The organism is Xanthomonas sp. NCPPB 901 (assembly GCF_056725085.1).
The window spans coordinates 241,345-265,054 of the sequence record NZ_CM161511.1 but is presented as its reverse complement, the minus strand read 5'-3'; the positions used below and the strand labels follow the sequence as shown (position 1 = coordinate 265,054).

24 protein-coding genes are annotated in these 23,710 nt (G+C 69.3%); 8 read left to right on the top strand and 16 right to left on the bottom strand.

Features of this window, described 5'->3' with window-relative positions; genetic code table 11:
* Positions 1-69: 69 nt before the first annotated feature.
* The 4 genes from AC1PME_RS01105 to oleC form a co-directional block, all read right to left on the bottom strand.
* Positions 70-2,028 (bottom strand): alpha/beta hydrolase family protein, encoded by a 1,959-nt coding sequence (locus AC1PME_RS01105; protein ID WP_481097033.1) that lies wholly within the window; start codon positions 2,026-2,028, stop codon positions 70-72.
* 202 nt (positions 2,029-2,230) lie between these two features.
* On the bottom strand, positions 2,231-2,389 hold the full coding sequence (locus AC1PME_RS01100) for a DUF1328 domain-containing protein (protein WP_003468167.1): 159 nt from the start codon (positions 2,387-2,389) through the stop codon (positions 2,231-2,233).
* A 63-nt stretch (positions 2,390-2,452) separates the two neighbouring features.
* On the bottom strand, positions 2,453-3,463 hold the full coding sequence (oleD, locus tag AC1PME_RS01095; RefSeq protein ID WP_481097032.1) for a 2-alkyl-3-oxoalkanoate reductase: 1,011 nt from the start codon (positions 3,461-3,463) through the stop codon (positions 2,453-2,455).
* A 100-nt stretch (positions 3,464-3,563) separates the two neighbouring features.
* A complete protein-coding gene (gene oleC, locus AC1PME_RS01090; RefSeq protein WP_481097031.1) occupies positions 3,564-5,225 on the bottom strand; it encodes an olefin beta-lactone synthetase in 1,662 nt (553 codons plus the stop codon).
* A gap of 146 nt (positions 5,226-5,371) precedes the next feature.
* Here oleC and AC1PME_RS01085 point away from each other — a divergent pair, with 146 nt between their 5' ends.
* Positions 5,372-5,746: a YkgJ family cysteine cluster protein gene (locus AC1PME_RS01085; protein ID WP_043095431.1), complete on the top strand. Its 375-nt coding sequence runs from the start codon at positions 5,372-5,374 to the stop codon at positions 5,744-5,746.
* A 170-nt stretch (positions 5,747-5,916) separates the two neighbouring features.
* Here AC1PME_RS01085 and AC1PME_RS01080 read toward each other — a convergent pair whose 3' ends face one another.
* The 6 genes from AC1PME_RS01080 to AC1PME_RS01055 form a co-directional block, all read right to left on the bottom strand.
* A complete protein-coding gene (locus tag AC1PME_RS01080) occupies positions 5,917-6,396 on the bottom strand; it encodes a hypothetical protein (RefSeq protein WP_254461305.1) in 480 nt (159 codons plus the stop codon).
* 255 nt (positions 6,397-6,651) lie between these two features.
* Entirely contained in the window at positions 6,652-7,557 is a 906-nt protein-coding gene (locus AC1PME_RS01075; protein WP_254459886.1) for an alpha/beta fold hydrolase, read from the bottom strand.
* An 86-nt stretch (positions 7,558-7,643) separates the two neighbouring features.
* On the bottom strand, positions 7,644-8,726 hold the full coding sequence (locus AC1PME_RS01070) for a Fic family protein (RefSeq protein ID WP_481097030.1): 1,083 nt from the start codon (positions 8,724-8,726) through the stop codon (positions 7,644-7,646).
* Between the two features lie 117 nt (positions 8,727-8,843).
* Positions 8,844-9,860 carry a 3-oxoacyl-ACP synthase III gene (locus tag AC1PME_RS01065; protein WP_254461304.1) on the bottom strand — a complete coding sequence of 339 codons (1,017 nt, stop codon included), beginning with the start codon at positions 9,858-9,860 and terminating at the stop codon, positions 8,844-8,846.
* A 102-nt stretch (positions 9,861-9,962) separates the two neighbouring features.
* Positions 9,963-10,280 (bottom strand): DUF4156 domain-containing protein, encoded by a 318-nt coding sequence (locus AC1PME_RS01060; RefSeq protein WP_209030407.1) that lies wholly within the window; start codon positions 10,278-10,280, stop codon positions 9,963-9,965.
* 125 nt (positions 10,281-10,405) lie between these two features.
* Entirely contained in the window at positions 10,406-13,282 is a 2,877-nt protein-coding gene (locus AC1PME_RS01055; protein ID WP_481097029.1) for a M16 family metallopeptidase, read from the bottom strand.
* Positions 13,283-13,684: 402 nt separating this feature from the next.
* Here AC1PME_RS01055 and AC1PME_RS01050 point away from each other — a divergent pair, with 402 nt between their 5' ends.
* Positions 13,685-14,161: a hypothetical protein gene (locus AC1PME_RS01050; protein WP_481097028.1), complete on the top strand. Its 477-nt coding sequence runs from the start codon at positions 13,685-13,687 to the stop codon at positions 14,159-14,161.
* Between the two features lie 41 nt (positions 14,162-14,202).
* Complete coding sequence (locus AC1PME_RS01045) at positions 14,203-14,682, top strand: tRNA (cytidine(34)-2'-O)-methyltransferase (protein ID WP_307547736.1); 480 nt, start codon at positions 14,203-14,205, stop codon at positions 14,680-14,682.
* Between the two features lie 42 nt (positions 14,683-14,724).
* Here the strand turns inward: AC1PME_RS01045 and AC1PME_RS01040 are convergent, their stop codons facing one another.
* Positions 14,725-15,414, bottom strand: a complete 690-nt coding sequence (locus AC1PME_RS01040) for a DUF1349 domain-containing protein (protein WP_481097027.1) — start codon at positions 15,412-15,414, stop codon at positions 14,725-14,727.
* Positions 15,415-15,562: 148 nt separating this feature from the next.
* Between AC1PME_RS01040 and AC1PME_RS01035 the strand changes: the two genes are divergently transcribed.
* Positions 15,563-16,105: a TetR/AcrR family transcriptional regulator gene (locus tag AC1PME_RS01035; protein ID WP_254459880.1), complete on the top strand. Its 543-nt coding sequence runs from the start codon at positions 15,563-15,565 to the stop codon at positions 16,103-16,105.
* A 382-nt stretch (positions 16,106-16,487) separates the two neighbouring features.
* Entirely contained in the window at positions 16,488-17,060 is a 573-nt protein-coding gene (locus AC1PME_RS01030) for an OmpO family porin (protein WP_010340063.1), read from the top strand.
* Between the two features lie 177 nt (positions 17,061-17,237).
* Here AC1PME_RS01030 and AC1PME_RS01025 read toward each other — a convergent pair whose 3' ends face one another.
* The 5 genes from AC1PME_RS01025 to AC1PME_RS01005 all read right to left on the bottom strand — a co-directional run bounded on the left by AC1PME_RS01025 (position 17,238) and on the right by AC1PME_RS01005 (position 20,312).
* Positions 17,238-18,263, bottom strand: coding sequence for an NAD(P)H-dependent glycerol-3-phosphate dehydrogenase (locus tag AC1PME_RS01025; protein WP_254459879.1), 1,026 nt, complete (start codon positions 18,261-18,263; stop codon positions 17,238-17,240).
* Between the two features lie 18 nt (positions 18,264-18,281).
* On the bottom strand, positions 18,282-18,800 hold the full coding sequence (gene secB, locus AC1PME_RS01020; protein ID WP_017907745.1) for a protein-export chaperone SecB: 519 nt from the start codon (positions 18,798-18,800) through the stop codon (positions 18,282-18,284).
* Between the two features lie 88 nt (positions 18,801-18,888).
* Positions 18,889-19,323 carry a rhodanese-like domain-containing protein gene (locus AC1PME_RS01015; protein WP_254459878.1) on the bottom strand — a complete coding sequence of 145 codons (435 nt, stop codon included), beginning with the start codon at positions 19,321-19,323 and terminating at the stop codon, positions 18,889-18,891.
* Between the two features lie 53 nt (positions 19,324-19,376).
* Positions 19,377-19,796, bottom strand: coding sequence for a hypothetical protein (locus AC1PME_RS01010; protein ID WP_254459877.1), 420 nt, complete (start codon positions 19,794-19,796; stop codon positions 19,377-19,379).
* 45 nt (positions 19,797-19,841) lie between these two features.
* Positions 19,842-20,312, bottom strand: a complete 471-nt coding sequence (locus AC1PME_RS01005; RefSeq protein WP_481097026.1) for a YiiD C-terminal domain-containing protein — start codon at positions 20,310-20,312, stop codon at positions 19,842-19,844.
* A 42-nt stretch (positions 20,313-20,354) separates the two neighbouring features.
* Here AC1PME_RS01005 and AC1PME_RS01000 point away from each other — a divergent pair, with 42 nt between their 5' ends.
* From AC1PME_RS01000 to AC1PME_RS00990, 3 genes are all read left to right on the top strand, one after another.
* Positions 20,355-21,128: a uroporphyrinogen-III synthase gene (locus AC1PME_RS01000; RefSeq protein WP_481097025.1), complete on the top strand. Its 774-nt coding sequence runs from the start codon at positions 20,355-20,357 to the stop codon at positions 21,126-21,128.
* 113 nt (positions 21,129-21,241) lie between these two features.
* Complete coding sequence (locus AC1PME_RS00995) at positions 21,242-22,222, top strand: uroporphyrinogen-III C-methyltransferase (RefSeq protein ID WP_254459874.1); 981 nt, start codon at positions 21,242-21,244, stop codon at positions 22,220-22,222.
* Positions 22,219-23,487 carry a heme biosynthesis HemY N-terminal domain-containing protein gene (locus AC1PME_RS00990; protein WP_307547723.1) on the top strand — a complete coding sequence of 423 codons (1,269 nt, stop codon included), beginning with the start codon at positions 22,219-22,221 and terminating at the stop codon, positions 23,485-23,487. Before AC1PME_RS00995 ends, AC1PME_RS00990 begins: the two co-directional genes overlap by 4 nt.
* Positions 23,488-23,710 lie beyond the last annotated feature (223 nt).

The following is a 23,710-nucleotide window of genomic DNA, read 5'->3' as shown; positions in this document are numbered from 1 at the left end:
CTAGCGGCAGACACGTCGCCAGGCCGTGCGCAGGGCGAGACAGATGCCAGCCCATGCGGCCGCCCGCCGCTACTGCGCCTGCGCACCGCCCAGGTGCCGGCTCAGGAATGCCAGCAACTGCGTGTAGTACGCGCGCCGGTGCGGCTCGGTATAGAAACCGTGGCCTTCGTTCGGGAAGTACAGCGACTCCACGGGCACCCCTGCCTTCTTCAATGCCTGCTCCATGCGCTCGGTGTGCTCGACCGGCGCACGTTCGTCCTTGCCGCCGGCGGCCAGGAACACCGGTACCCGGATCTTCGCCGCCAGATTGACCGGCGAACGTGCGGCCAAGCTGCCGCGCTCGCCCAGCCAGTCGCCGGCCCAACTCCTGGCCCAGCGCGCACGCCTGGCCTGGTCGCGGTACATGTTCTCCAGGTCGTAGACGCCAACGTAGCCGGCCGCGCAGCGGTACAGCTCTGGTTCCTTCGCCGCGCCCATCAGTGCAGCATAGGCGCCGTAGCTGGCACCGTAGATGCAGATATGCTTGCTATCCGCGATCCCCTGGTTAATCGCCCAATGCGTGGCGTCCGTGAGATCGTCCTGCATGCTGCCGCCCCATTCCTTGGCGCCAGCCTGGGTATAGGCGCGGCCGTAATTGCCCGAGCCGCGGTAGTTGACCCGCAACACCGCGTAGCCGGCGGCCGCCAGCAGTTGCGCATCGTCATCGAATTCCCAGCCATCGAAGATGCCGAACGGGCCGCCATGGGGCAGCAGCACCATCGGCAGCGGCTTGCCGGCCTCGGCGTTCAACGGCAGGGTCAGATAGCCGTGCAGCGCCATGCCGTCGCGCGCCTTGAAGCCAATCTCACGGCTGTGCGGCATCTTGTCGGGCGCGAACCATTCGCGCCGGCTGAACACGTGTGCGGCGTGCTTGCTGGTGGTGTCGTACAGGTAGTAGTCGCCGTTGTTGCGGTCGCTCCACACATACACCATGGCCAGCCGTCGATCGGCGGTGGCGGACGTGACGAACACGGCATCGCCATTGAAGGCATTTTCCAGCGAGCGATACAGCCGCGCCGTCGGTGCGTTGTCGTCAAAGAAAACGTTGCGCACACGGTCGCTCATGAACGACACGCCGATCGGGGTTTTGCCGTCCAGATCGCGCAGAATCCGGTACGGGTCGACCTTGTCGTCGCGGATCAGCGTGGTGGTGCGGTCGTTGTGCGGATCCCAGGACACCACCGCGTCGGGACCGTTGGCCTGTTCCACCTGCAGATAGGCGGTGCCATCGTCGGCCGAAAATCCTAGCGGGAAGCTGCGATGGCCACTGCGCGCTTCGTCGTTGACCAACTGCCACGGACTGGCGTCGTCGTTGCGGTAAAACAGCTTGCTATTGTTGGCGACATCGGCGCCTTGGGCAAAGCGCACGTGCCCCGCGTGATCGGTGACGAAATCCGCACGCGGCACCGGCACGCTTGCCACCGCGGTGCGACGACGGTTGTAGATGTCCAGCTTTTCGACACGGATCTTGGGATCGCTGCTCTGCTCCACCACAGAGACCAGCACCGAACGCGGATCGCTCGACAGGGTATCCAGCATGAACACCGACGGATCGAGGCTGGACTTGAAGGTCGCGCCGTTGACGTTCTCGTTGATCCCATAAGGGCTGGCGAGCAGGCGGGAATTCTTGCCGTCGGCATCCACGGCATGCAACTGGCCGATGGCCGTTGGCTGGTCGCGGGTACCATAACGCTCGGCCATCGACACCACGATGCGTTCATCGTTGGCCCACCAGAAGTCGTCCACCACAGAGTCGGCCGGTCCCATGATCTTGGCCGAAATCTCCTTGTCGCTGCGACGCACCACCGCCAGCACGGTACGGTCCTCCAACGGCGCAGTGACAGCGTAATAGGCGCCGGTCGGCGAGATCTTTACCCTGTCAAACCGATCGTGCTGCAGATACGGCGTCAAATCCAATGTCGGCGATTGCGCATGCGCGCCCGTACTGCAGGCCAGCGCAATGCCTGCGCACACGATCCACTGTCGCATTGTCCAGCCCCTGTCCCCTGAGCGGCCTATGCTGACAAGTGCGGCGGACGCCGTCCACCCCCAGTTCCCACCCGACTGAGGCGAGCGGGCCGGACGTCGGGGCGGAACGAGGCCCGGTCGCGCATTCCCCGACCCCAGAAACGACTTGCCCGCGGCGCAGGGCGCCGCGGGCAAGTCTTGACGTTCGCTGGTGCGCGGAGGACTACACCTTGCCGCGGCGGAACATCGAGATCACCGCCAGGATCAGGAACACCACGAACAGGATCCAGGCGATGTTGGTCGCCGCGCCGGCGATGCCGCTGAAACCGAGCACCGCGGCGATGATGGCGATCACGAAGAAGATGATGGCGTAATGCAGCATGGCAATATCCAGAAAGTTGTCGTGCCGAATCGGCGCGGCATCATCTTCGGCAACCCGCGGTCGTCAGCGGGTGACGGAGGTGTCGTGGTGCCATGAGGACGCCAGCCGCTGCAGGCCTTGCGCGATCGTCACCTGCGGCACGTAGCCGAAATCGCGCCGCGCCGGTTCCATGCTGTACCAGTGTGGGGTGCAGAGCTGTTCGGCCAGGAACCGCGTCAGCGGCGGCTCGCCGCGCAGGCGCAGCAGCGGCCACAGGGTCTCGCAGGCGGCGCCGATGCGGTAGGCGGCCTTGAAGGAGAGCGTCTTGGTCACCGCCGGCGCACCGACCGCGGCCAGCAGCCTGTTGAGCAGCTCGCGCATCGGCAACGGCTCGCCGTTGGAAATGAAGTAGGCCTTGCCGGCGCAGGGCGCGCCCACCGCCAGATGCTCGAAGGCGTCGAAGTGCGCCTGCGCGGCATTGTCGATGTAGGTGGAATCGACCTTGTTGTCGCCGCCGCCGACTAGGCGCACGCGCCCGGCCTGCGCGCGCGCCACCAGCTTGGGCAGGATCTGGTTGTCGCCCGGCCCCCAGATCAGCCGCGGGCGCAGCGCCACCACCGCCAGTTGCGCGTCGTTGGCGGCCAGCACCATGCGTTCGGCGATCGCCTTGGTCGCCGCGTACGGCGCCTGGAAGTTCTCGCCGTAGGGCACCTGGTCCGCGCCCAGGCCTTCGACCGGGTGGGTGGCACGGTGGGTCACGCTGGGCGTGGAGGTGTAGATCAGGCGCCCGACGCCATGCGCCCGACAGGCGGCCAGCACGTGCTCGGTACCGACCACGTTGGGCTGGTAGTAGCTGTCGTAGCTGCCCCAGGCACCGGCCTTGGCGGCGTTGTGGAACACCGCGTCGGCGCCGGCCAGCGCATGCTGCAGCGCCTGCGCGTCGGCCAGGTCGCCACGCACCTGGGCCACGCCCAGCGCCTGCAGCTCCGGGTAGTGGCCGCGGTTGTAGCTGACCACCTGGTACCCGCGCGCGACCAGCCCGCGACACAGCGCCTGGCCGAGGAAGCCACCACCGCCTGTCACCACGATCTTCATCGCCACACTCCAGTGTCGGGGCGGCCATTCTGGGGCCGGCCATGCTTGGCGCCAATCTCGCCCTGCAGCGCAGGCGCGCCGGGCGGCACGCCGCGCGCCCTCATTTGCATTGTTCCGCGGCCCACAGCGCCAGCTTCTCGCGGCCGATCTTGGCGTTGTGGCGGATGTCCACCGGGAACCCCGGGTGGCTCAAAAAGTCGACGATGCCGGCGGTGTGCGCATACGCGGCCGCGGTGGCGCGCAGTTGTTGCTGGAGCGCCTGCAGCTCCGGGCCGCTCGACAGCATGGTGTTCACTTCCAGCTCGTAGCACAGCACCGGGCGCTGCCGGCCGGGTTCGCCGATGCCGACCAGGGCGGTGCGGCCGATGCCCGGCAGCGCGTTGAAGATCGGCTCCACCTGTTCGGTGTACAGCGGCCCCTGCGCGGTCTCCACGCGCTGGGTCTTGCGCCCGCAGAACCACAGGCGGCCCTGCGCGTCGAAATAGCCGACGTCGCCCATGCGGTGCACGATGCGTTCGCTGCCGTCGTCCAGGCGCTCGCGGATCTTGGCCAGGCGCGTGGCCGCGTCGCGATTGAAATAGGTGTCGGTGGCGGTCGGGCCGGCGACGGTGATCTCGCCGACGGTGCCGGTCGGGACTTCGCGCACGCCGCTCCACTCGGGAATCGCGGCGTCGTCGATGGCGATGATGCGCACCTGGTTGGGCGGCACCACCGTGCCGACGCAGGTGCCGGCGCCGCGCTCGGTGGCCGCGCGGGTGTCCTGCAACGCGCGGCCCTCGATCACCGCCACCGGCAGGCACTCGGTGGCGCCGTAGGGCGTCCAGAACCGCCCATCCTCCGGCAACAGGCTGCGGATCCGCGCCACCACGTCCGGCGGCACCGGCGCGCCGGCCGAGGTGGCGCAGCGCACGTTGGTCAACGGCTTGCCGTAGTCGGCCAGCACCCGCATCAGCGCCGGCGAGCCGAACAGCTGGGTCACGCCGAAGCGCTGCATCGCATCGTGCAGCTTGCGCGGATCGACCTTGGCCGGACGCGTCGGGTCCATGTCCGGAATCACCGAGGTCAGCCCCAGCGCCGGGTCGAACAGCGCGAACGGCGGGAAGGTCGGCAGGTCGATCCCGCCGGGCTGCATGTCGAAGGCATTGCGCATCAGCTCGATCTGGCCGACGAAATGCCGGTGCCGGTAGACCACGCCCTTGGGCACACCGGTGGAGCCGCTGGTGAACAGGATCGCGGCGACGTCGTCCGCGGCGGTGTCGGCCAGCTGGCTGCCGGCGCCCTGGCCGGCACGCTCGAGCCGCGCCAGGGTGGTGCCGCCCCAGGCCCAGCGCCGGCCGACGGTGACGATGCGTGTGGCCGAGCGCGCCCAGCCGAGCAGGCGCCGCGCCAGCTGCGCCAGCGGAATGCCGATGAAGGCCTCCGGCTGCGCCTCGTCCAGGCATTGCTTGAGCGCGCGCCGGTCGATGCCCGGATCGACCAGCACCGGCACCGCGCCGGCCTTGAACAGCGCGAACATCAGCAGGAAGAACTCCGGCGACGGCCGCACCATCACCACGGTCCGGGTGCCGCGGCCGATGCCGTAGCCGCCCAGCCCGGCGGCAATGGCATCGCTGCGCGCGTCCAGTTGCGCATAGCTCAGGGTCACGTCGTAGGCCGCCATGCCGCCGGGGCCCGGCCGGCCGGGGCAACGCATGGCGATCTGGTCCGGACGCTCGCGCGCCAGCCGCGGCAGCGTGGCCGCGATATTGCAGGTCGTGGTCATGCGCCGATTATCGCCGATGCGCCGGGCCGCAGCCGACATGCCGCCCGCGGCGGCGATGGCTGAATGCCGGTGTGCTTGCAGCGCGCCGCGGTTCGGTCAGAATGCCGCGCCCCCCACCGCTGTTCGCCGCGCAAGGCCCGGCCGCCATGTCCCATCCCTGCCTCACCTGCGGCGCCTGCTGCGCCTACTTCCGCGTCAGTTTCCACTGGAGCGAGGCCGATCCCGCGCTGGGCGGCAGGGTCCCGTTCGAGCTGACCGAACCGCTGCGCACCCATGAGCGGGTGATGCGCGGCACCTCGCAGGCGCAGCCGCGCTGCATCGCCCTGGACGCCGACATCGGCCGCTACAGCCGCTGCAGCATCCACGAGCGGCGCCCGTCGGTGTGCGCGGCGGTGCCGGCCTCGCTGGAGTTCGGCGAACGCAGCGCGCAGTGCGACAAGTCGCGACTGGCGCATGGGCTGCCGCTGCTGACCCCGGCCGACTGGGACGGCGTGGTCGAACGCAATCTGCCCGACGCCTGAGCGGCGGCGCCACCCGCACGGCGGGAATACCGTAGGAGCGGCTTCAGCCGCGACCGGCTTTACCGGTGAAGCCCGGTCGCGGCTGAAGCCGCTCCTACGAGAACTCGAGCAAACGGCTCGCCTGGCGGCATCCGGCGTGACGCATGCTGCCCCCAGCGCATCGCATCGACTCAGCGATGCTTCCAGCCGGTCGGCACCGGATTGGTCACGGTGTTCTTTTCCAGGGTGTAGGTGCCGTTCTGCTGGGCGATGGCCTCGCCGGTGTCGACGATCGCATTCTGGATGAAGACGTTGCGGTCCTCGCCGCGGATGAAGGTCAACTGGTGGAAGGCGGTCTTGTTGCCCCAGTCCTCCGACGGCAGCGAGATGAAGCGGATCGTATAGGTCTGGTCGTCGAAGCTGCCCTGCAGCACGTACACGCCGTAGTGGTTCTCGCCCTGCGAGATGATCTTGTACATGCCGTTGCTGTAGTAATAGATCTCCGCATCGGGAAACGGCTTCTTGTCGTACAGCTTGCGGTAGTGCAGTACCTGTTTCCAGGTGGGCTGGCCGAACCCGACCGTCAGTGTCTTGCCGTCCGCGGACGTGGTCAGGTCTTCCGCATGCGCGCCAGGCACGCTCATCGCCATCAACAACATCGCCATCGTCATCGCTTTCACTCTCTGTCTCCGGTCGCAGTACGTGCATCGGCCACTGGGCACGATGCGCACGTCGGCGGCGACTGTACACAGCCCACTATGTTGCAGCACGGCAGTCGGTAGCAGTTTGCGTGCGCCCGTGTAGACGATCTGCGGCGCAGCGACGACGCCATCGCGGCGTACCTTGCGGCAATGCCTTCCCCGCATGTCCTGCGCGTCAATGCGACGCACGGCCGGGAGACGCCGGCATCACGCCGGCGTGCGCACTCAGGACAGCGGATGCGCGTCCAGGAAGCGGCGGATCGCCGGCACCAGCACCTCGTGCTTGTCTTCCAGCACGTAGTGGTTGGCGTCCTCGAAGGCCATCACCTCGGCCTGCGGCAGCGCGCGGCGGAAGCCTTCCAGGAAATGATGGTCGAAGCAGATGTCGCGCAGGCCCCAGCCGATGAAGGCCGGACGATCGGCGAACGACGGCAACGCCCGCTCGGCCCGCTCCAGCAACGACCAGGCCTTGTCCGCCGGCGACAGCGGGATGTCCTGCATGAAGCGAATGGTGGAGATGCGGTTGGCCCAGTTGTCGTACGGCGCCACGTAGGCGCGACGCACGTCAGCGGGCATGCGCCGCGACACGCCCAGCCACGACGCGCCCGAGGAGAACGCGTTGAAGGTGCGGATGAACCACTCGCCCGGGCGCCAGTGCCGGCCCATCGCGATCTGCCACGGCATCGGCTTGGCCGCCGGCAGCGGGAACGCCGCGGTATTGGTGATGACCAGGCGCCGCACCTGCGCATGGTGCGACAACGCCCAGCCGAAGCCGATCATGCCGCCCCAGTCGTGCACCGCCAGCGTCACCGGCCCGTCGATGCGCAGATGCCGCAGCAGCGCGTCGAGGTCGTCCACACGCGACTGCAGGGTGTAGTCGTAACCCGGCCGCGCGCCCGGCGCATCGTCCGGCTTGTCCGACAGGCCCATGCCGATGTGGTCGGGCACGATGCAGCGGTAGCGGTCCGACAGCCCGCTCACCAGCGTGCGCCACAGATAGCTCCACGACGGATTGCCGTGCAGCATCACCACCACCTCGCCGTCGCGCGGACCTTCGTCGAGATAGGACATCTGCAGTCCCGGGCGGACCTCGAAGCGCTGCGGGGTGAAGGGGTAGCCGGGGTAGTTCATGCGGGAGCGCTTCTCGGGAATGGAGACGAAATGAAATGGTGCATCGCTCGCAACGCCTGCGTCGGTGGCGAAGGCGCCGTGACGCTTCAGCCGGAGCCCGTTGCATCGGCGCCGCGCCCGAGCAATTCGAACAGGGGAAGATTCACATAATAGTTGTTACGGCCGACCCGCCGCTTCTCCAATACCCCGTCCTTTGCCAGCACATCGAGATACTTGGTCGCGGTCAGACGGGAGACGCCGAGATCGCGCTGCACGAACTCCACCCGCGTGTAGGGGTGGTTGAACAGATTGTTGATCAGGTCCTGGCTGTAGAACCGGTAGTGCTCGCGCACGCGCTGCTTGGTGTCCTGCAGCAGCGCCTTGATCGCGACGATGGTGGCGACCGTCTCGGCGGCGGTGATGGCGACGGCATCGAGCATGTACAGCACCCAGTCCTCCCAGGCATCGTGTTCGCGCACGGCCTGCAGCAACCGGTAGTACTCGGGCTTGGTCCGGACGATGTGCCGGCTGAGGTACAGCACAGGAATATCGAGCAGACGCTCCTTGACCAGGTACAGCACATTGAGGATGCGCCCGCTGCGGCCGTTGCCGTCGTAGAACGGATGGATGCTTTCGAACTGGTGATGGATCAGCGCCATCTTCACCAGCGGGTCCACTGCGAACGGAGGGTCATCGTGGATGAAACGCTCCAGTTCGCCCATCAACCGGACGATCTCGTCGGCGCCTTGCGGCGGTTCGTACACCACGCGTCCCAGACTGTCGCGCAACGCCGTTCCGGGCAGCTTGCGAAAGCCGGCGCGGTTGCATTCGAGTTGTTCCTGGAGACCGACGACGGTATTGAGGGTCAACAGACCCGACGCACGTACCTGTTCGAATCCCGCCCGCAGCGCTTGGCGATAGCGCAGCACTTCCTTGATTGCAGTCGCGGTGGCGTCGGCCGGGTTGTCTTCGCGGTACAGGTCGTCCTGGGTGGTGACGATGTTCTCGATCGCCGAACTGTCCCGTGCTTCCTGCAGGGTCAACGTATTGATCAGGATGTTCTGGTTCGGGATGCTGGCGGCGACGCCTTTCAGCTCCGCCAGATTGCGGCTGGCGGTCGTGAGCCGCTTCAGGATCGCCGTGGTTTCGAAGCGGACGGGATCCAGCTGCTGTAAGGCGGAGATGGGCATCGCGGCCGCCACATGCAAAGAAAAGCGAAGTTTAGATGCATTTTTGCATGGACATGCATAATTTCAGACAGAAATTATGCATGTTTGCAGCACAGCGCACCGCAATGCGGCTCTTGCTTACCAAACCACCTCGGCCATCGAGCAGTTCAGGCCCGAGCCGATGCCCATCAGCGCGATCCGGTCGCCCTTCTTCAGGCGGCCCAACTCGCGCAGCTTGCTCAGCACGATCGGCACGCTGGCCGGGCCGATGTTGCCGTGTTCGCCGAAGATGGTCATGACCTTCTTCGGGTCGATGCCGAAATTCTTGATGAAGGCCTGAGTGTGCGGCTGGCTGACCTGGTGGATGACGTACTGGTCCAGTTCGTCCACCGCCCAGCCCAGCGCCTGGCGCGCGGCGGCGAAGGTCTTCTGGGCCAGCTTGATGCCTTCGATCAGCAACATGCGGGTATCGGTGACCATCCGGTCCAGGTTGCCCCGGCACAGGGCGTTCCACTGCGTCGCCGAGCGGGTCACGCCGCCGCGGTAGCGCGGTGCGTCCGGCACCAGTTCGGCACGCGCCATCACCATGGCCGCGGCGCCGCAGCCCAGGGTCAGCGCGGCCAGTTCGTCGCGGAACTCGTCGGCGGTCACGTCCGGCGAGGTCATCCGCTCCAGGGTCTTCTCGTACACCAGGTTGGCGGTTTCGCCGTCGACCACCAGCGCGTAGTCGATCTCGCCGCGCTCGATCATCCGCGCCGCGATGTCCATGCCGTTGATGAAGGCCAGGCAGGCATTGGCGACGTCGAAGGTCATGCACTGCTCGCTCACGCCCAGGTTGCCGGAGACGATGCTGGCGGTGGACGGCTCCAGGTAGTCGCGGCTGACCGAGGTGTTGACCAGCAGCCCGATCTGCCCGGCCTCGATGCCGGCATCGCTGATCGCCTTGCGCGCGGCCAGCGTCGCCGCGTCGGAAGCCTGCATGTCCTGATCCCACATGCGCCGCGCGTGGATGCCGGCGATGTCGCCGAGCACGTCGGCGCGGATCCCCAGCCGGTCGTAGGTCGGCTGCAGGCGCTCGTTGATCTGCTTGGAGGTGAGCGTGTGCGGCGCATCGATATGCGCCAGTCCCGCGATGGAGACGTTGTTGAAGAGCATCGAGGTGTACGCCAGGGTCAGGCGAGGGGGCGCCAATTCTAGCGGCTGCGGGGGTTTACCGCATCTTTAACAAATCCACGCAAAGCGTATGGTCTGAGCGGTTCAGCGGCCGCCGCACTGGTAGGCGGTGAAACGCTGGTCGCCGTCGACCGGGTCGCCCATCGCCTGCACGGTGTTGGCGCCAACCCCGGGCGCCTCGTTGCGGGCCAGAGTCTCCAGCTCCTCGCGCACCCGCAACGGGTTGCGCTGGTAGAAGCCGACGCTGCTCTTCACCGACACCACCACCTCGCCGCGCTTCTCGCAGCCGCTGGCGGCCTGCCCCGGGGGCAGCACCCGTACCCCCTTGCCCTCCGGCGCCATCGGCACCCAGGTGCAGCCGGCGAGCGTGGCGAGCAGGACGAGCGCGATGGGAAGACGCATGGACGGGACCGTTGGCAGGTGAATGCGGATTGTGCCGCAAAACGCTGAATCGGCCATGACAAGGTCAGCGCGGTCGCTCCCGGCCGCGGCGCGCGCCGGCCATCGCCGCCGCACGCCCGCCCCGATCAGCGCGGCGCCGCGGTCGCTGCCGCGCCGCCCTGCGGCACCCCGTCAGCGTCGATCACCGTGACCTCGCCCAGCTTCAGCGCGCGCACCGGCGCCTCGATCTGCTTCAGGTCGCCCACCACCACCCAGGTCAGGCCGTTCGGGTCGAGCATCGACGCCGCCTCGCGCACCTGCGCCGGGGTCATCGCCTCGATCTCGGCCTTGCGCTTGAACACGTAGTCGTCGGGACGGCCATAGCGGACGATGCCGCCGATCGCGCCCATCACCGCGCTGGCGGTCTCGTAGGCACCGGGCAGGCTCAGGGTCTGGATGTTGCGGATCCGCGCCACCTCCTCCGCCGTCGGCGGTGCCTTGCCATTGGCGAAGGCGCTGATCTCCTTGGACATCTCCTGCAGCGCCGGAGCGGTCTTGTCGATCTGCACCGGCGCCGAGGCGGTCCACGGCCGCTGGCCGAGCGCGCTGGCCGCGCCGCTGCGCGCGCCGTAGGACCAATGCTTGTTCTCGCGCAGGTTCATGTTCAGGCGCGAGGTGAAATCGCCGCCGATCACGCCGTTGGCCATGTCGAAACGGACCGAGGCCGGATCGGTGGTCGGCGGCACCAGCTCCGAGGCGAACAGGTTGGCCTGTACCGCACCGGGCTGGTCGATCAGGTACACGCGCGGCTTGGCCGGCCGCGCCACCCCGGCCGGCGCCGGCACCGACGGCGTGGGACCCTCGCCCTTCCAATCGCCGAATTGCGCGTCCAGCAGCGGCACGATCTCGCCCAGGGTGGTGTCGCCGACCACGATCAGGGTGGCGTTCTCCGGACGCACCCAGTCGCGGTGGAAGTCCACCAGGTCCTCGCGCTGCAGGGCCGCGATCGCCGCCTCGGTACCGGTGCCGCTGAACGGGATCGCGTACGGGTGGCCGGCGCCGTACAGCAGCGGCGGCAGCACCCGCATGGCGACGCCGTTGGGCTGCGCCTTCTCCTGGCGGATGCCGGCGATCCAGCTGGCGCGGATCCGCTCGATCTCGTTCGGCGCGAAGCGCGGCCGCTGCAGCATGTCCGCATACAGCGCCAACGACGGCGCCAGGTTCTCCTTCAGGGCCGACAGATAGGCATTGCTGCCGTCCAGCGAGGCGCCGGCGGACAGCGTGGCGCCCAGAGCATCGGCGGCATCGGCGAACGCCAGCGCGTCGCGGTCGCCGGCGCCCTCGTCGAGCATGCCCATGGCGAAGCTGGCCGTGCCCGGCTTGCGCCCCTGGTCGGCGCTGTAGCCGCCCTGGAACTCGTAGCTGAACTGCACCACCGGCACGTCGTGGCGCTCGGCCAGGATCAGCGTGCTGCCGTTCTTCAGCGTGGCGCGCTGCAGCGCCGGAAACTTCAGTTGCGGGAACTGGGTGGTCCTGGGCGGGCCGGCGCTGCGGTCGACCACGCTGGGCAGGGTGCGGTACTTGGGGTCGACCGGCGGCGGGTTCAGCGGCGCCGGTTGCACCGTCGGCTCCTCGGCCAGGGCCACGCGCTCGCCCGGCTGCACCAGCAAGGTGTAGTCGCCCTTGCCCAGCCACTTGCGGCCGACCGCGGTCAGCTCGCGCGGGCGGGTGTTGGCGATGGTCGCCAGCGAGGTGCGGAAGCAGCCGGGGTCGCCGGTGTACACCGCGCATTCGGCCAGCACGTCGGCCTTGCCGCCGAAGCCGCCGATGCGCTCGACGCCGCGGATGAAGCCGGCGCGGAAGGCGGTCTTGGCACGCGCCAGTTCGGCCTTGTCCGGCCCCTTGTCCAGCAACCGGCGCACTTCCTCGTCGATCGCGGCCTCGACCCTGGCCGGGTCCACGCCCTGCTTGACCATGGCGATGATGCCGAAGCCGGAGCCAAGCTGCGACGGCCACACCGAGGCGCTGATCCGATCGACCAGCTTGTCCTCGTGGACCAGGCGCCGATCCAGCCGCGAGGACTTGGCGCCGCCCAGCACCTGCGCCAGCAACTGCAGCCGGTCGACGTCCTCGGTGCCGATCTGCGCCACGTTCCAGACGCGGTAGATCCGCGTCTGCGGCACCTTGTCGGTCATGGTCTCGCGGGTGGACTGGCTGCGCTGGGCCACGTCGACCTTGGGCTGGGCCATGCTCGGGCCGGCCGGGATGTCGCCGAAGTAGCGCGTCACCTTCTCCTTGGCCGTGGCCGCGTCGATGTCGCCGGCCAGCACCAGCACCGCGTTGTTGGGCCCGTACCAGGTGCGGAACCACTGCTTGACGTCGGCCAGCGAAGCCGCGTTGAGGTCGTTCATCGAGCCGATGACGGTGTGGTGGTACGGGTGGCCGGCCGGGTACAGCGCGCGGCTCAGCCGGCTCCAGGCCTGGCCATACGGCTGGTTCTCGCCCTGGCGCTTCTCGTTCTGCACCACTCCGCGCTGTTCGTCCAGCGCGGCCTGGTCGATGGCGCCGAGCAGGTGGCCCATGCGGTCCGATTCCATCCACAGCGCCATGTCCAGCGCGGTGGTCGGCACGTTCTCGAAGTAATTGGTGCGGTCGCTGTTGGTGGTGCCGTTCTGGTCGGTGACGCCGACCTGCTTGAACGGCTCGAAGAACTCGCCGTGGTGGTTCTCGCTGCCCTGGAACATCAGGTGCTCGAACAGATGCGCGAACCCGGTACGCCCGGCCGGCTCGTCCTTGGCGCCCACGTGGTACCAGAGGTTCACCGCCACGATCGGCGCCTTGCGATCGGTGTGCACCACCACCCGCAGTCCGTTGGGCAGGGTGAACTGCTCATAGGCGATATCCACCGACGTGGCGGCGGCGGGCCGGGCCGCCGTCGAGGGCGGCGCATAGCTCAGCGCACCGAGCGCGGCGAACAGAGCGACGGCCAGCAGGGCGCCACGCGGGCGGGTCGAGACGGTCATGCAGATCCTTCTTCCTTGGGGGCCGGCGAAACAGCCGGTGAACGCCGATCGTACCGGGCGTATCGCGCTACGCGTATTCCCGCGTTGTCGATGACGTCCTGCTTCCATGGCGCCGCCACCGCGCCACCAGCGGATCGGCGGCCGCCGCAGTGTCCGCGGCCGGCGTACGCAAGCGCCCGGGTGTCCGCCCGCGGACACTCAAGGAAATAAATTCCTCTTGAAATACAAATACTTAGATTTGGCACGCGGTGTGCTTGAACACCCTCGAACGAAAAAGCCAGCGGCATCAAAGTGAATGAAAGATTAATAAAACTGCGGAGCGCGAAAAAGTTCTTGCAGCCCCTGATTAGGTGTACTACTTTACTACCACACCACTTATCAACGACACCAACGAGGCCCACCATGAAAACCACCACCCTGCTCCTGACCGCTGCCATCGCCGCCCTGTTCGCCGCGCCGTCCTTCGCCGCCGCGCCGATCGCCACCCTCGCGACCGTGCAGGTGCGTCCGTCCGCAGACCAGATCGCCCAGCGCGCCGCCGAACAGGCCAGCGGCATCGCCACCCTGGCGGCGGTGCAGGTGCGCCCCTCCGCCGAGCAGATCGCCCAGCGCGCGGCCGAACTGTCCAGCCACATCACCACCCTGGCCGCGGTGCAGGTGCGCCCGTCGGCCGAGCAGCGCGCCGAGCGCAACCTGGAACAGGCCGCCGGCCAGCACGTGGTCACCCTGGCCACCGTGCAGGTGCGTCCGGAGACGGACACGGGCAGCATGCTGGCGATCGGCGACGTGGTCGGCGAGACGCTGGACACCGCGATGCTGCAGTTGCAGCCGAGCCTGCAGAAGCTGAGCCAGAACCTGGCGGTCGGCCTGGTGCGCTGAACCGGCAGCAAGGCCTCCGCGCCGGCGCGTACACTGCGCCGATGATCGCGACCCCAACGCTGCACGTTCTGCTGTACCAGCCTGAGATTCCGCCCAACACGGGCAACGTCATCCGCCTCTGCGCCAATACCGGCGCGCAACTGCACCTGATCGAGCCGCTGGGCTTCGACCTCGGCGACCGCCAGCTCAAGCGCGCCGGCCTGGACTACCACGAATACGCCCGACTGCAGGTCCACGCGTCGCTGGACGCGGCCCTGCAGGCCACCGCTCCGCGCCGCCTGTTCGCCCTCAGCACCCGCAGCAGCACCCGCTACGACACGCCCGCCTTCGCCGACGGCGACGCCTTCCTGTTCGGCCCGGAAACCCGCGGCCTGCCCGACGCCGTGCTGGAGCAGGTGCCCGACGCGCAGCGCCTGCGCCTGCCGATGCAACCGCACAACCGCAGCCTCAACCTGTCCAACGCGGTCGCGGTGGTGGTGTTCGAGGCGTGGCGGCAACTGGGCTTTCCCGGCGCCGACTGAGCGCCGGCGGCGCCCGCCGGCACGCACTGGCGCCTGCGCGGATCAGGACAGGTCGTGCAGGTCCTTGCCCAGCGCCGGCCCCAGGCGCCAGTCGGAGAAGCGCACGGACAATCCCTCGCGCTCCGGCGTGCAGGTCATCGGGCCGACCAGATAGGTGGACGCGACCGGGAACGGACACAGCCGCACCAGCGGCCAGTACGTCCCGTCGCGCGAGACCTGCAGGCGCAACACCCCTTGGTCCATGGTGGCGCGCATCCAGAAGTCCGCGGCATCCGCGCCGTACGGGCCGGTGGCCCAGTCCGAGCGACCGTCGGTCAACACGCTGCTGAGCATCGGCCGGCCGTCGCTCAATTCGATGCCGGCCTTCACCCAGCGGCGCTCGTCGACCCGGACCATCAGGCCGGCCTGATCGTAGAGCTGCTCGAACCTGGCACGGACGCGCAGCTGGCAGGTGAAGCGCGCCGGCGCGGCGATACCCAGGAAATGCCCGCTGTCGCGGGTGAATCCGTAGTGGGTCTCGCGCCAGAAATCGCCGCCCTTGTCGGTGACGACCTCGAGCACGCCGCCGGGCAGGCGCCGATGGATCCTGGGCGCATTGAGCCACGTGCCCGCCTCCCAGCCGGAAGGCGCCGCGGCGCACGTCCCGGTGGCCAGCGCGACGCCACCGGCGGCGAGCCCGCCCAGCGTCGCCCGGCGGCCGATATCCACGTCCCGCTCCCCGGCATTGGCCATCGCGCTGCTCCTCACGTCGCTGGTGGCGAGGCGCCATCGGGGCGATGGCGTTCATCGACCTCGTCGGCGAATTTGTACATCCGTACCAATTGAGGCGTCAACCGCGACCTGCGATCATCGGCCTTCGTCGAAACAGCGTTGGACAGGCATGAGCGGCAGGACCTGGCGCCAGGATCCGCACCGGAAGGAGGCGATCGAGCTGGCCGCGCTGCGGGTGATCCTGGACCACGGCGTCGCGGGCACCACCTTCCGCAAGGTCGCCGAGGAAGCCGGCGTTCCGCTCAGCGCCACCACCTACTACTTCGGCTCGATGCACGACCTGCTGGTGGCCGCGTTCACCCGGTTTTCCCAGGACGTGTCCAGCGACTTCGCCGCCGAGATCCGCGCCGCGCAGAGTCACGCGCAGGCCCTGGACGCGGTGGTGAACATCATCTTCGCCGAGGGAACGGCGTCCCCGCGCGTGTTGCTGCTGAGCTACGAACTGTATGCCTTCGCCCGCCGGCATCCGGAGATGACCGCGATCATGCGGCAGTGGATGGCCAGGAGCCGGGCGGCCCTGGAAACGCATTTCTCCGCCACGGCGTCCGCTGCCATCGATGCCTTCATCGAAGGCGCGACGATCCACCGCTCGGTGGTGCCGATGGGCAGGCAGCGCGTGCGCGAGGCGATAGAGAAGCTCGCCGCGCTGTAGACGGCGATGACGGGGCGGACTTGGAAATCGCGCTGTCCCCGGGCGAAGCACGGCCCCGATACGCCGCCGGGTTCTGTATGGTCATTGCGCCGGGGCGTCGCCGCACGGCGGTGCGCGCACGGATGGCCGGGCCGATCCGGCGCACGGCGGACCAAGAAACACGCGACTGCTGCGCATCCTCGCCTCCTGTCAGCAGCGCTTTCGGGTGCGCTGTGAACTGCATCCCTACGACGCAGCGTCATTTCTGAACAGGGCGTTTAATTTATGTACTAGTCAGTTTGGGATTCAGGGCGAGTTCGGGTCGCTAACGGATAATTTACATATCGGCAGCGAACGGCCCCACGCCTCAGCGCCGACAAACCAATAACGAAGGTACCCGATTATGAAGACCTCTCTGCTTGCTCTCGGCCTCCTGGCCACCCTGCCGTTCGCCGCTTCGGCTGCCGAAGGCCTTTCCTACAACTACGTCGAGGGCGGCTACGTCAAGACCGACGCCAGCGGCGGCGACGCCGACGGCTGGGCCGTCAAGGGTTCCTACGCGTTCCACCCGAACTTCAGCGTGTTCGGCGACTTCAACCGCCAGAAGACCGATTTCGGCGACGTGCGCGTTGACCAGTGGCGCATCGGCGCCGGCTACAACCACGAGATCGCGACCAGCACCGACCTGGTGACCCGCGTTGCCTACAACCGCTTCGACCCGGAATACGGCACCAAGTTCAACGGCTGGAGCGCCGAAGCCGGTATCCGCACCGCGTTCAACCCGTACCTGGAAGTCTATGCGCTGGGCGGCTACGAAGACTACGCGAAGAAGGACGGCATCAATCCGGAAGGCCAGTTCTACGGCCGCCTGGGCGCCCAGGCCAAGCTGAACCAGAACTGGGGCCTCAGCGCCGACCTGAAGATGGACCGCCACGGCGACAAGGAATGGTTCGTCGGCCCGCGCTTCAGCTGGTAAGCGTTGCCTAGCGCCGCGCGCGTCGGCTCTCTCTCCCGCCGCACGCGGCTCGGAAAGCCCGGTCTCACGACCGGGCTTTTTTTTGTCCGTACGCGCCGGGCGTCGATGGCGCGTTGGCGTGCGGAAACGAAAACGCCCGGCTTGGCCGGGCGTTTTCGTATGCGGCAGGTGGCCGGATCAACTGAACAGGGTAGTCGGGTACTCGGGCTTCTGTTCGCGCGCCAGCAATTGCTGCAGGCCGACCGCCGGGGTCAGTTCGCCGTGCAGGACCGCGCGCACCGCGTTGGAGATCGGCAGGTCAATGCCGTGGCGCTCGGCCTGGCGCATCACCTCGTCGGCGGTCTGCACCGACTCGACCACCTGGCCGATCGCGCGCACCGCCTCCTGCAGCGGCTGCCCACGGCCCAGCGCCAGGCCCAGCCGGCGGTTGCGCGACAGGTCGCCGGTGCAGGTGAGCACCAGGTCGCCCAGCCCGGCCAGGCCCATCAGGGTTTCCGGCTTGGCGCCGATCGCCGCGGCCAGCCGCAGCATCTCGTTGAGGCCGCGGGTGATCAGGCCGGCGCGGGCGTTGAGGCCCAGCTCCATGCCGTCGGCCACGCCGGTGGCCACCGCCAACACGTTCTTCATCGCCCCGCCCAGCTCGGCGCCGACCATGTCGTCGCCGGTGTAGGCGCGGAAGGTCGGGCCGTGCATCGCGTCGGCGACCTGCTGCGCGAACGCGGCATCGCCGTGCACGGTCACCGCGGTCGGCAGGTCCAGGGCCACTTCTTTGGCGAAGGACGGGCCGGTGACCACCGCCAGCGGCACGTCCTCGCCCAGGATTTCCTGCGCCACTTCGTGCAGGAAACGCCCGGACCCGGGCTCGAAGCCCTTGGTCGCCCAGGCCACGCCGGCCTGCGCCGGGCGCAGCGGCGCCAACTGGCGCAGGGTCTCGGTGAACGCATGCGACGGCACCACCACCAGGATCCAGTCGGCGCCGTCGATGGCCGCCGCCAGCTCGGTGGTCGCCTGCAAGCCCTCCGGCAGCGCGATCCCCGGCAGGTAGCGCGGGTTCTCGTGGCGCTGCCCGATGGCCTCGGCGACCGCGGCATCGCGGCCCCACAGCACGGTCGGATACCCGTGCCGTGCGGTCAGCGACGCCAGCGCCGTGCCCCAGGAGCCGGCACCGAGGACGGCGATCTTCTTCTTGGCGTTATCGCGCATGCGCAACGGCGGACGCGCTCAGGCGTTGCCGGCCGGCTCCGAGTCGGCCAGCGACTGGCCCTCGCCCTGCTGCGCGCGCTGGCGCAGGGTCTCGGCGTACAGGGCCTCGAAGTTGATCGGCTGCAGGAAGAACGGCGGGAAGCCGCCGGCCTGGATCAGGTCGCTGACCAGCGAGCGCACGTACGGGAACAGGATGCTCGGGCACTGGGTGCCGAGCAGCACGTCCACCGCCTGCGGGTCCAGGCCGACCAGGCCGAACACGCCGGCTTGCTGCACTTCGGCCACGTAGGCGGTCTTGCCGCCGGCGGTGCAGGTCAGGGTCACGGCCAGCACCACTTCGAAGGCCTGCTCGTTGAGCTGCTGCACGCGCTGGTTGAGGTTGAGCTGCAGTTCCGGCTGCGCGTTGTCGTTGAACACCGACGGCGCGTTGGGGGACTCGAAGGACACGTCCTTGACGTAGATCTTCTCGATGGTGAAAGCGGGGCCGGCCGCGGCGTCGGCCGGCGCCGCGGCGCCGTTGTTGGTGAGGTCGGACATTGCTTGACTCCGGTGGATTCGGTGACAGAAAGAAACGGGATTATCACACGCCGGCCGCGCCCCTCGAGGCCGCGCCGGACGCGGTGTCTCAGCGGCCCTTGACCAGCGGCAGCTCGGCCTGCTGCCAGGCGGCGATGCCGCCCTCCAGCACGTAGACCTGCTCGAAGCCGGCCTTCTTCAGCTGCTTGGCGGCGCCGTCGGCGGTGGTGCCGGTGCGGCACACCAGCACCACCGGCTGCGCCTTGGCGTTGGCCACCAGCTTGTGCTCGGGACCGAACTGGCTGGCGGTGGCGTTGCGGCTGCCGGCGATGTGACCCTTCTCGAAGTCGGCCGCGGCCGACAGGTCGACCAGCACCGCGTTGCCGGCGTTGATCAGGCGGGTCAGCTCGGCCGGCCGCAGGCTCTTGTAGCCACGGAACAGGCGCGCCACTTCGGTGACGATCAGGGCGATGGTCAGGCCCACCAGGGCCAGGGCCAGCATCGGGTTGCGGCCAGCGAAGGCCAGCAGTTCTTCGAAGTTCACGGGACTCGGGGGCGGGAAGCGGGCGCCGATTGTCGCACAGCTCGGCGACCGCGCTACTGGCCGTTCCACAGGTCCGGCAGGCCGTCCTGCAGCCACCAGGTCTTGGCCTCGGGGTCCCAGCGCCAGCGCTCGCGGTAGCGGACGATGCGCTCGGCCTGGGTATTGCGGTTGATCACGCCCAGCTCGATCTCGCGCAGCGCCTGGCCGTCGCCGACCGCGGCAGCGCCGACCTTGTAGGAAGACACCTGGATCTGCCGGTAGCGCTCCAGTTGCAGGTCGGTCAGCGGGTGCGCCAGGCGGTAGGCCGGATCCACCGCCTGCCAGGCGGTTTCGAACTCGCTCCAGCGGACCGCGGCGGCATAGGCGGTCTGCAGGTCGTCGAGCTTGCGCTGTTGCGCGCGGCTGCCGGCCACGGCCGCGCCGGTGCAGCCCAGCAGCAACAGCAGCGCGAGCGCGCGGAACATCGAAGACATGGCAGGGTCCGGGTGGCGGCGCGCGGGGCGCGCGATCCGCGCATCCTACCCTTTGGCGATGGCCACGAAGCGACCGCTGAGGGTGGCCGCCGCCGCCGCGCCGGGCGCACCGACCTGGGCCTGGATGCCGATGCGGGCGCGGCCGCGCTGGCGGAAGGTGTTCACGAACACCTCCCAGTCGCCCGCCGCGTCGGCATTGGCCTGGGCGTGCAGGTCGGCGTACAGCGGCGCCAGGTAGCGCACCTGACTGTCGGCGACGTAGACGTCGGCCTGCAGGCCGGCGCGGTGCAGCTCGCAGTTGATCAGCCCCCAGCCGGCCAGGGTCATCACCGAGCCCAGGCTGCCGCCGAAGGCGTTGCCCTTGTCGTTGATGTTGGCCGCCAGCGGCGCGACCACGTGCAGGCGCTGGTCGGCATAGCGGTCCAATGCGACCTGCAGCGCCGCCACCGGCGGCATGGCCTGGAACTGCCGTTGCAACTCCTGCTGAAACGCCTCGAAGGAAAGATCCGCTGCCATGGTGCGATTGTGCTGCCGGTGGGGGCTCGCATAATGCCTGGCATGAGCGCGCATGCAACCGCCGCCCCGGCCTGGACCCTGATCTCGCTGCGCCCGCAGGGCGAGCACGCGCCGCTGCGGCGGGCCGCGGCGCGCTGCGGTGGACGGGTGCTGGCGGTGTCGCCATGGCGGCTGCGCCCGCGCGCCGATCCCGCCACCCGCGCGGCCCTGGCCGCGGCGCTGGACGCGCCGCGGGTCATCGTCAGCAGCCCGGCCGCAGTACGCGCGGCGGCGGCGCTGCAGCCGCTGGCGGCACGCCCTGGCCAGTGCTGGCTGGCGGTGGGCGCGGGCACGGCGCGGGCGTTGCGCCAGCACGGCGTGGCCGACGTGGCGACACCGGCGCGGATGGATAGCGACGGCCTGCTGGCGCTGCCGGAACTGGCGGCATCCGCCCTGCCGGTAGGACTGATCACCGCCCCCGGCGGGCGCGGGCTGATCGCCGCGCACCTGCAAGCGCGCGGTACGCCGCTGCTGCGGGCCGATGTGTACGTACGCGAACCGGTGCGGCTGCGCCCGGCCGACCTCGCCCGCCTGCGTGTGGCCGCACCCGGGGTGCTGGCGCTGAGCAGCGGCGAGGCGCTGCAGCAAGTGCTGGCGCAGTTGCCCGAGGATCTGGCGCAGGCCTGGCGCGCGCGGCCGGTGGTCGCGGCCAGTGCGCGCCTGGCGGCCCTGGCCGCGGACCTTGGCTTCGTCGATGTCGCGCAGGCGGCCGGGCCGATGCCGCAGCACCTGGTCGCTGCTGCCGCTGCGATCGTGACGCGCTCGCCACCTCGCTGAACGCGGGCCGGCACCCGGGTTGCAGCCACGGTGCCGCTCACGCCATGCTCCGGCGGTGCCGCGCCGCCCGCCGCCTTGCTCGCGACGGGCGACGAACCCCCAGGACGCTGCCGATGACCGACGAAATCCCGATCACGCCTCGCCGTTCCACGCGCTGGATCTGGTTGCTGCTGGTGCTCGCCACGCTCGCCGCGTTGGCGTTCGCCGGCTGGCGTGGCTGGGACTGGTGGCAGGCGCACAGCGCGCGCGAACTGGCCCAGCAGTCGGACCTGCAGCAGCAACTGCAGGCCTTGCAGCAGGCCCAGGACAGCCTGCGCCGCGACCAGCGCGCCACCGCGCAGCGGCTGCAGGACGCGGCCAGCACCAACCGCGTGCTGCGCGACGAGATGCTCGGGCTGAGCCAGCGCAGCGCGCTGCTGGAGGCCAATGTCGCCAAGCTCGCCGACTCCAACCGCCACGGCGCGCAGGCACTGCGCCTGGACGAGGTCGAACTGCTGCTCAACCAGGGCCAGCAGCGGCTGCTGCTGGCCGGCGACGCGGCCGGGGCGCGGCGCGCCTACGCCCTGGCCAGCGGCGTGCTGGACGGCATCGACGATCCGCAATTCCTCAACCTGCGGCAGGCGCTGCTGCAGGAACGCACCGCCCTGGATGCGCTGGGCGACGGGCCGCAGGCACGCCTGGCGGCGCAACTGGATGCCTTCGCCGCCAGCTTGTCCACGTTGCCCACGCAACTGCCGGAGAGCGCGCAACAGCCGCTGTGGCAGCGCCTGCTAGCGCCGCTGGTGAAGATCCGTCCTTCGCAGGGCGGCGTACTGGCCGCCGGCTCGGAGCGCGTCGCCGCCCACGATGCGCTGCAGCTCGACCTGACCCTGGCGCGCGCGGCGCTGGAACGCGGCGACACGCGCGGCTATCGCAGCGCGCTGGGCGATGCCGGGCGCTGGCTGGCGCGGCTGTGGCCGGAGTCGCCGCAGCTGCGCGAACGCCGCGCCGCGCTGCGCACCCTGGCCAACGCCGATCTGCGCCCGACCATTCCCGAACTCGGCACCACCCTGCAGCAGTTGCGCGCGATGCGCGACGCAAGGAGCCCGTCATGAAATCGCTTCGTTCCCTGATCGTGCTGTTAATCGTCATCGCGCTGGGCGTGATCGGTGCGCAATGGCTGGGACAGGACCCGGTGCGCCAGCTGGGCGAGGTGATCGTGCGCATCGGCGGCACCGACTACATCGCCTCGCTGCCGCAGGCCTCGCTGCTGCTGGTGATCGCGTTCTTGGCGCTGTGGCTGCTGTGGAACGTGCTGAGCTTTCCGTTCCGCGCCTGGGGCCGGCGCCGCCGCAAGCAGTCGCGCGCGCGCCTGCTCGATGGCCTGGCCGCCGCCCATGCCGGCCAGTGGACGCGGGCCGAGAAGCAACTCAATGCCGCTGCGGAGGATCCGGAGGTCAGCGCCATCGCCCTGATCGCCGCGGTGCGCGCGGCCGATGCGCGCGGCGACCGCGAGGCGACCGAGCGCCACCTGCGGCGCCTGGCCGAACGCGATGCCGCCGCGCATGCGCTGCTGCAGGCCGAACTGCATCTGGAGCAGCAGCGCCCGGTCGATGCGATCAATGCGTTGGACGTGGCCGCGGCGCAGCCGCTGCCGCCGCGCGGACTGTTGCTGCGCACCGAGGCGCTGACCCGCATCGGCCGTGCCGGCGAGGCCTATGGCCAGCTCGGCGCGATCCGCCAGCAGCAGGCCTTGCCGCTGGAGGCGATCACCACGCTGGAAACGCGCCTGGCCGCGGCCTCGCTGGATCAGGCCGCCGATGCCAATGCCCTGGCCGAGCGTTGGGAGAGCCTGCCCAAATCGCTGCGTAGCGAGCCGGCGGTGGTCGCCGCCTATGCAGTGCGCGCGGCGGCGCTGCGCTGGGACGATGCGGCGCTGCGCAGCCTGGAACAGGCCCTGGACACGCGCTGGGACGAAGGCCTGGCCGCGCTGTACGGACGCCTGCCGGTGGAGAAGTACGACTCGCGCCGCGCCAGTGCGCAGCGCTGGCTGCAGGCGCATCCGGACAGCCCGGCGCTGCTGCTGACCCTGGCGCGCCTGGCCCGCCACCAGCAGCAATGGCCGCAGGCCGAGGAATTCCTGCACCGCGCGCTGGCACTCGGCGCCGGCGCCGAGGCCTGGGAGGTATTCGGCGACGGCTACGCCGACGCCGGCGACATGCTCGCGGCGCAGCGCTGCTACGCCAATGCGCTGCGCGTGCAGCGCGGCGAGCCCACCCAGCCGCTGCCGGAACCGGTCGCGCCGGTGACCGCGATCGCGCCGGAGCCGGGCGGTACGGAACGCCGCGACGAGCATGGGTTTCCGCGTCTGCAGGACTGAGCGCGGGACACACAGGGGAAGAAGAGCGGCTTCAGTACACCTCGAATACCCTGCTTTCGCCACGCATGACGCTGTCTCGTAGGAGCGGTTTCAGCCGCGACGGGCGTTCCCGGTAAGCCCGTCGCGGCTGAAGCCGCTCCTACGCGGTCCCCGCGAGACCGCGCTGCGGCACCGCTGTTCCGTTGCAAAAGCGCGTCACGGAGATCGCTGGACGCAACTGCGC

What these genes read in the sequence shown, in the direction of transcription:
- AC1PME_RS01105 (WP_481097033.1), bottom strand. Translation starts at nt 2,028, where the DNA reads ATGCGACAGTGGATCGTGTGCGCAGGCATTGCGCTGGCCTGCAGTACG.
- AC1PME_RS01100 (WP_003468167.1), bottom strand. Translation starts at nt 2,389, where the DNA reads ATGCTGCATTACGCCATCATCTTCTTCGTGATCGCCATCATCGCCGCG.
- oleD (WP_481097032.1), bottom strand. Translation starts at nt 3,463, where the DNA reads ATGAAGATCGTGGTGACAGGCGGTGGTGGCTTCCTCGGCCAGGCGCTG.
- oleC (WP_481097031.1), bottom strand. Translation starts at nt 5,225, where the DNA reads ATGACCACGACCTGCAATATCGCGGCCACGCTGCCGCGGCTGGCGCGC.
- AC1PME_RS01085 (WP_043095431.1), top strand. Translation starts at nt 5,372, where the DNA reads ATGTCCCATCCCTGCCTCACCTGCGGCGCCTGCTGCGCCTACTTCCGC.
- AC1PME_RS01080 (WP_254461305.1), bottom strand. Translation starts at nt 6,396, where the DNA reads ATGACGATGGCGATGTTGTTGATGGCGATGAGCGTGCCTGGCGCGCAT.
- AC1PME_RS01075 (WP_254459886.1), bottom strand. Translation starts at nt 7,557, where the DNA reads ATGAACTACCCCGGCTACCCCTTCACCCCGCAGCGCTTCGAGGTCCGC.
- AC1PME_RS01070 (WP_481097030.1), bottom strand. Translation starts at nt 8,726, where the DNA reads ATGCCCATCTCCGCCTTACAGCAGCTGGATCCCGTCCGCTTCGAAACC.
- AC1PME_RS01065 (WP_254461304.1), bottom strand. Translation starts at nt 9,860, where the DNA reads ATGCTCTTCAACAACGTCTCCATCGCGGGACTGGCGCATATCGATGCG.
- AC1PME_RS01060 (WP_209030407.1), bottom strand. Translation starts at nt 10,280, where the DNA reads ATGCGTCTTCCCATCGCGCTCGTCCTGCTCGCCACGCTCGCCGGCTGC.
- AC1PME_RS01055 (WP_481097029.1), bottom strand. Translation starts at nt 13,282, where the DNA reads ATGACCGTCTCGACCCGCCCGCGTGGCGCCCTGCTGGCCGTCGCTCTG.
- AC1PME_RS01050 (WP_481097028.1), top strand. Translation starts at nt 13,685, where the DNA reads ATGAAAACCACCACCCTGCTCCTGACCGCTGCCATCGCCGCCCTGTTC.
- AC1PME_RS01045 (WP_307547736.1), top strand. Translation starts at nt 14,203, where the DNA reads ATGATCGCGACCCCAACGCTGCACGTTCTGCTGTACCAGCCTGAGATT.
- AC1PME_RS01040 (WP_481097027.1), bottom strand. Translation starts at nt 15,414, where the DNA reads ATGGCCAATGCCGGGGAGCGGGACGTGGATATCGGCCGCCGGGCGACG.
- AC1PME_RS01035 (WP_254459880.1), top strand. Translation starts at nt 15,563, where the DNA reads ATGAGCGGCAGGACCTGGCGCCAGGATCCGCACCGGAAGGAGGCGATC.
- AC1PME_RS01030 (WP_010340063.1), top strand. Translation starts at nt 16,488, where the DNA reads ATGAAGACCTCTCTGCTTGCTCTCGGCCTCCTGGCCACCCTGCCGTTC.
- AC1PME_RS01025 (WP_254459879.1), bottom strand. Translation starts at nt 18,263, where the DNA reads ATGCGCGATAACGCCAAGAAGAAGATCGCCGTCCTCGGTGCCGGCTCC.
- secB (WP_017907745.1), bottom strand. Translation starts at nt 18,800, where the DNA reads ATGTCCGACCTCACCAACAACGGCGCCGCGGCGCCGGCCGACGCCGCG.
- AC1PME_RS01010 (WP_254459877.1), bottom strand. Translation starts at nt 19,796, where the DNA reads ATGTCTTCGATGTTCCGCGCGCTCGCGCTGCTGTTGCTGCTGGGCTGC.
- AC1PME_RS01005 (WP_481097026.1), bottom strand. Translation starts at nt 20,312, where the DNA reads ATGGCAGCGGATCTTTCCTTCGAGGCGTTTCAGCAGGAGTTGCAACGG.
- AC1PME_RS01000 (WP_481097025.1), top strand. Translation starts at nt 20,355, where the DNA reads ATGAGCGCGCATGCAACCGCCGCCCCGGCCTGGACCCTGATCTCGCTG.
- AC1PME_RS00995 (WP_254459874.1), top strand. Translation starts at nt 21,242, where the DNA reads ATGACCGACGAAATCCCGATCACGCCTCGCCGTTCCACGCGCTGGATC.
- AC1PME_RS00990 (WP_307547723.1), top strand. Translation starts at nt 22,219, where the DNA reads ATGAAATCGCTTCGTTCCCTGATCGTGCTGTTAATCGTCATCGCGCTG.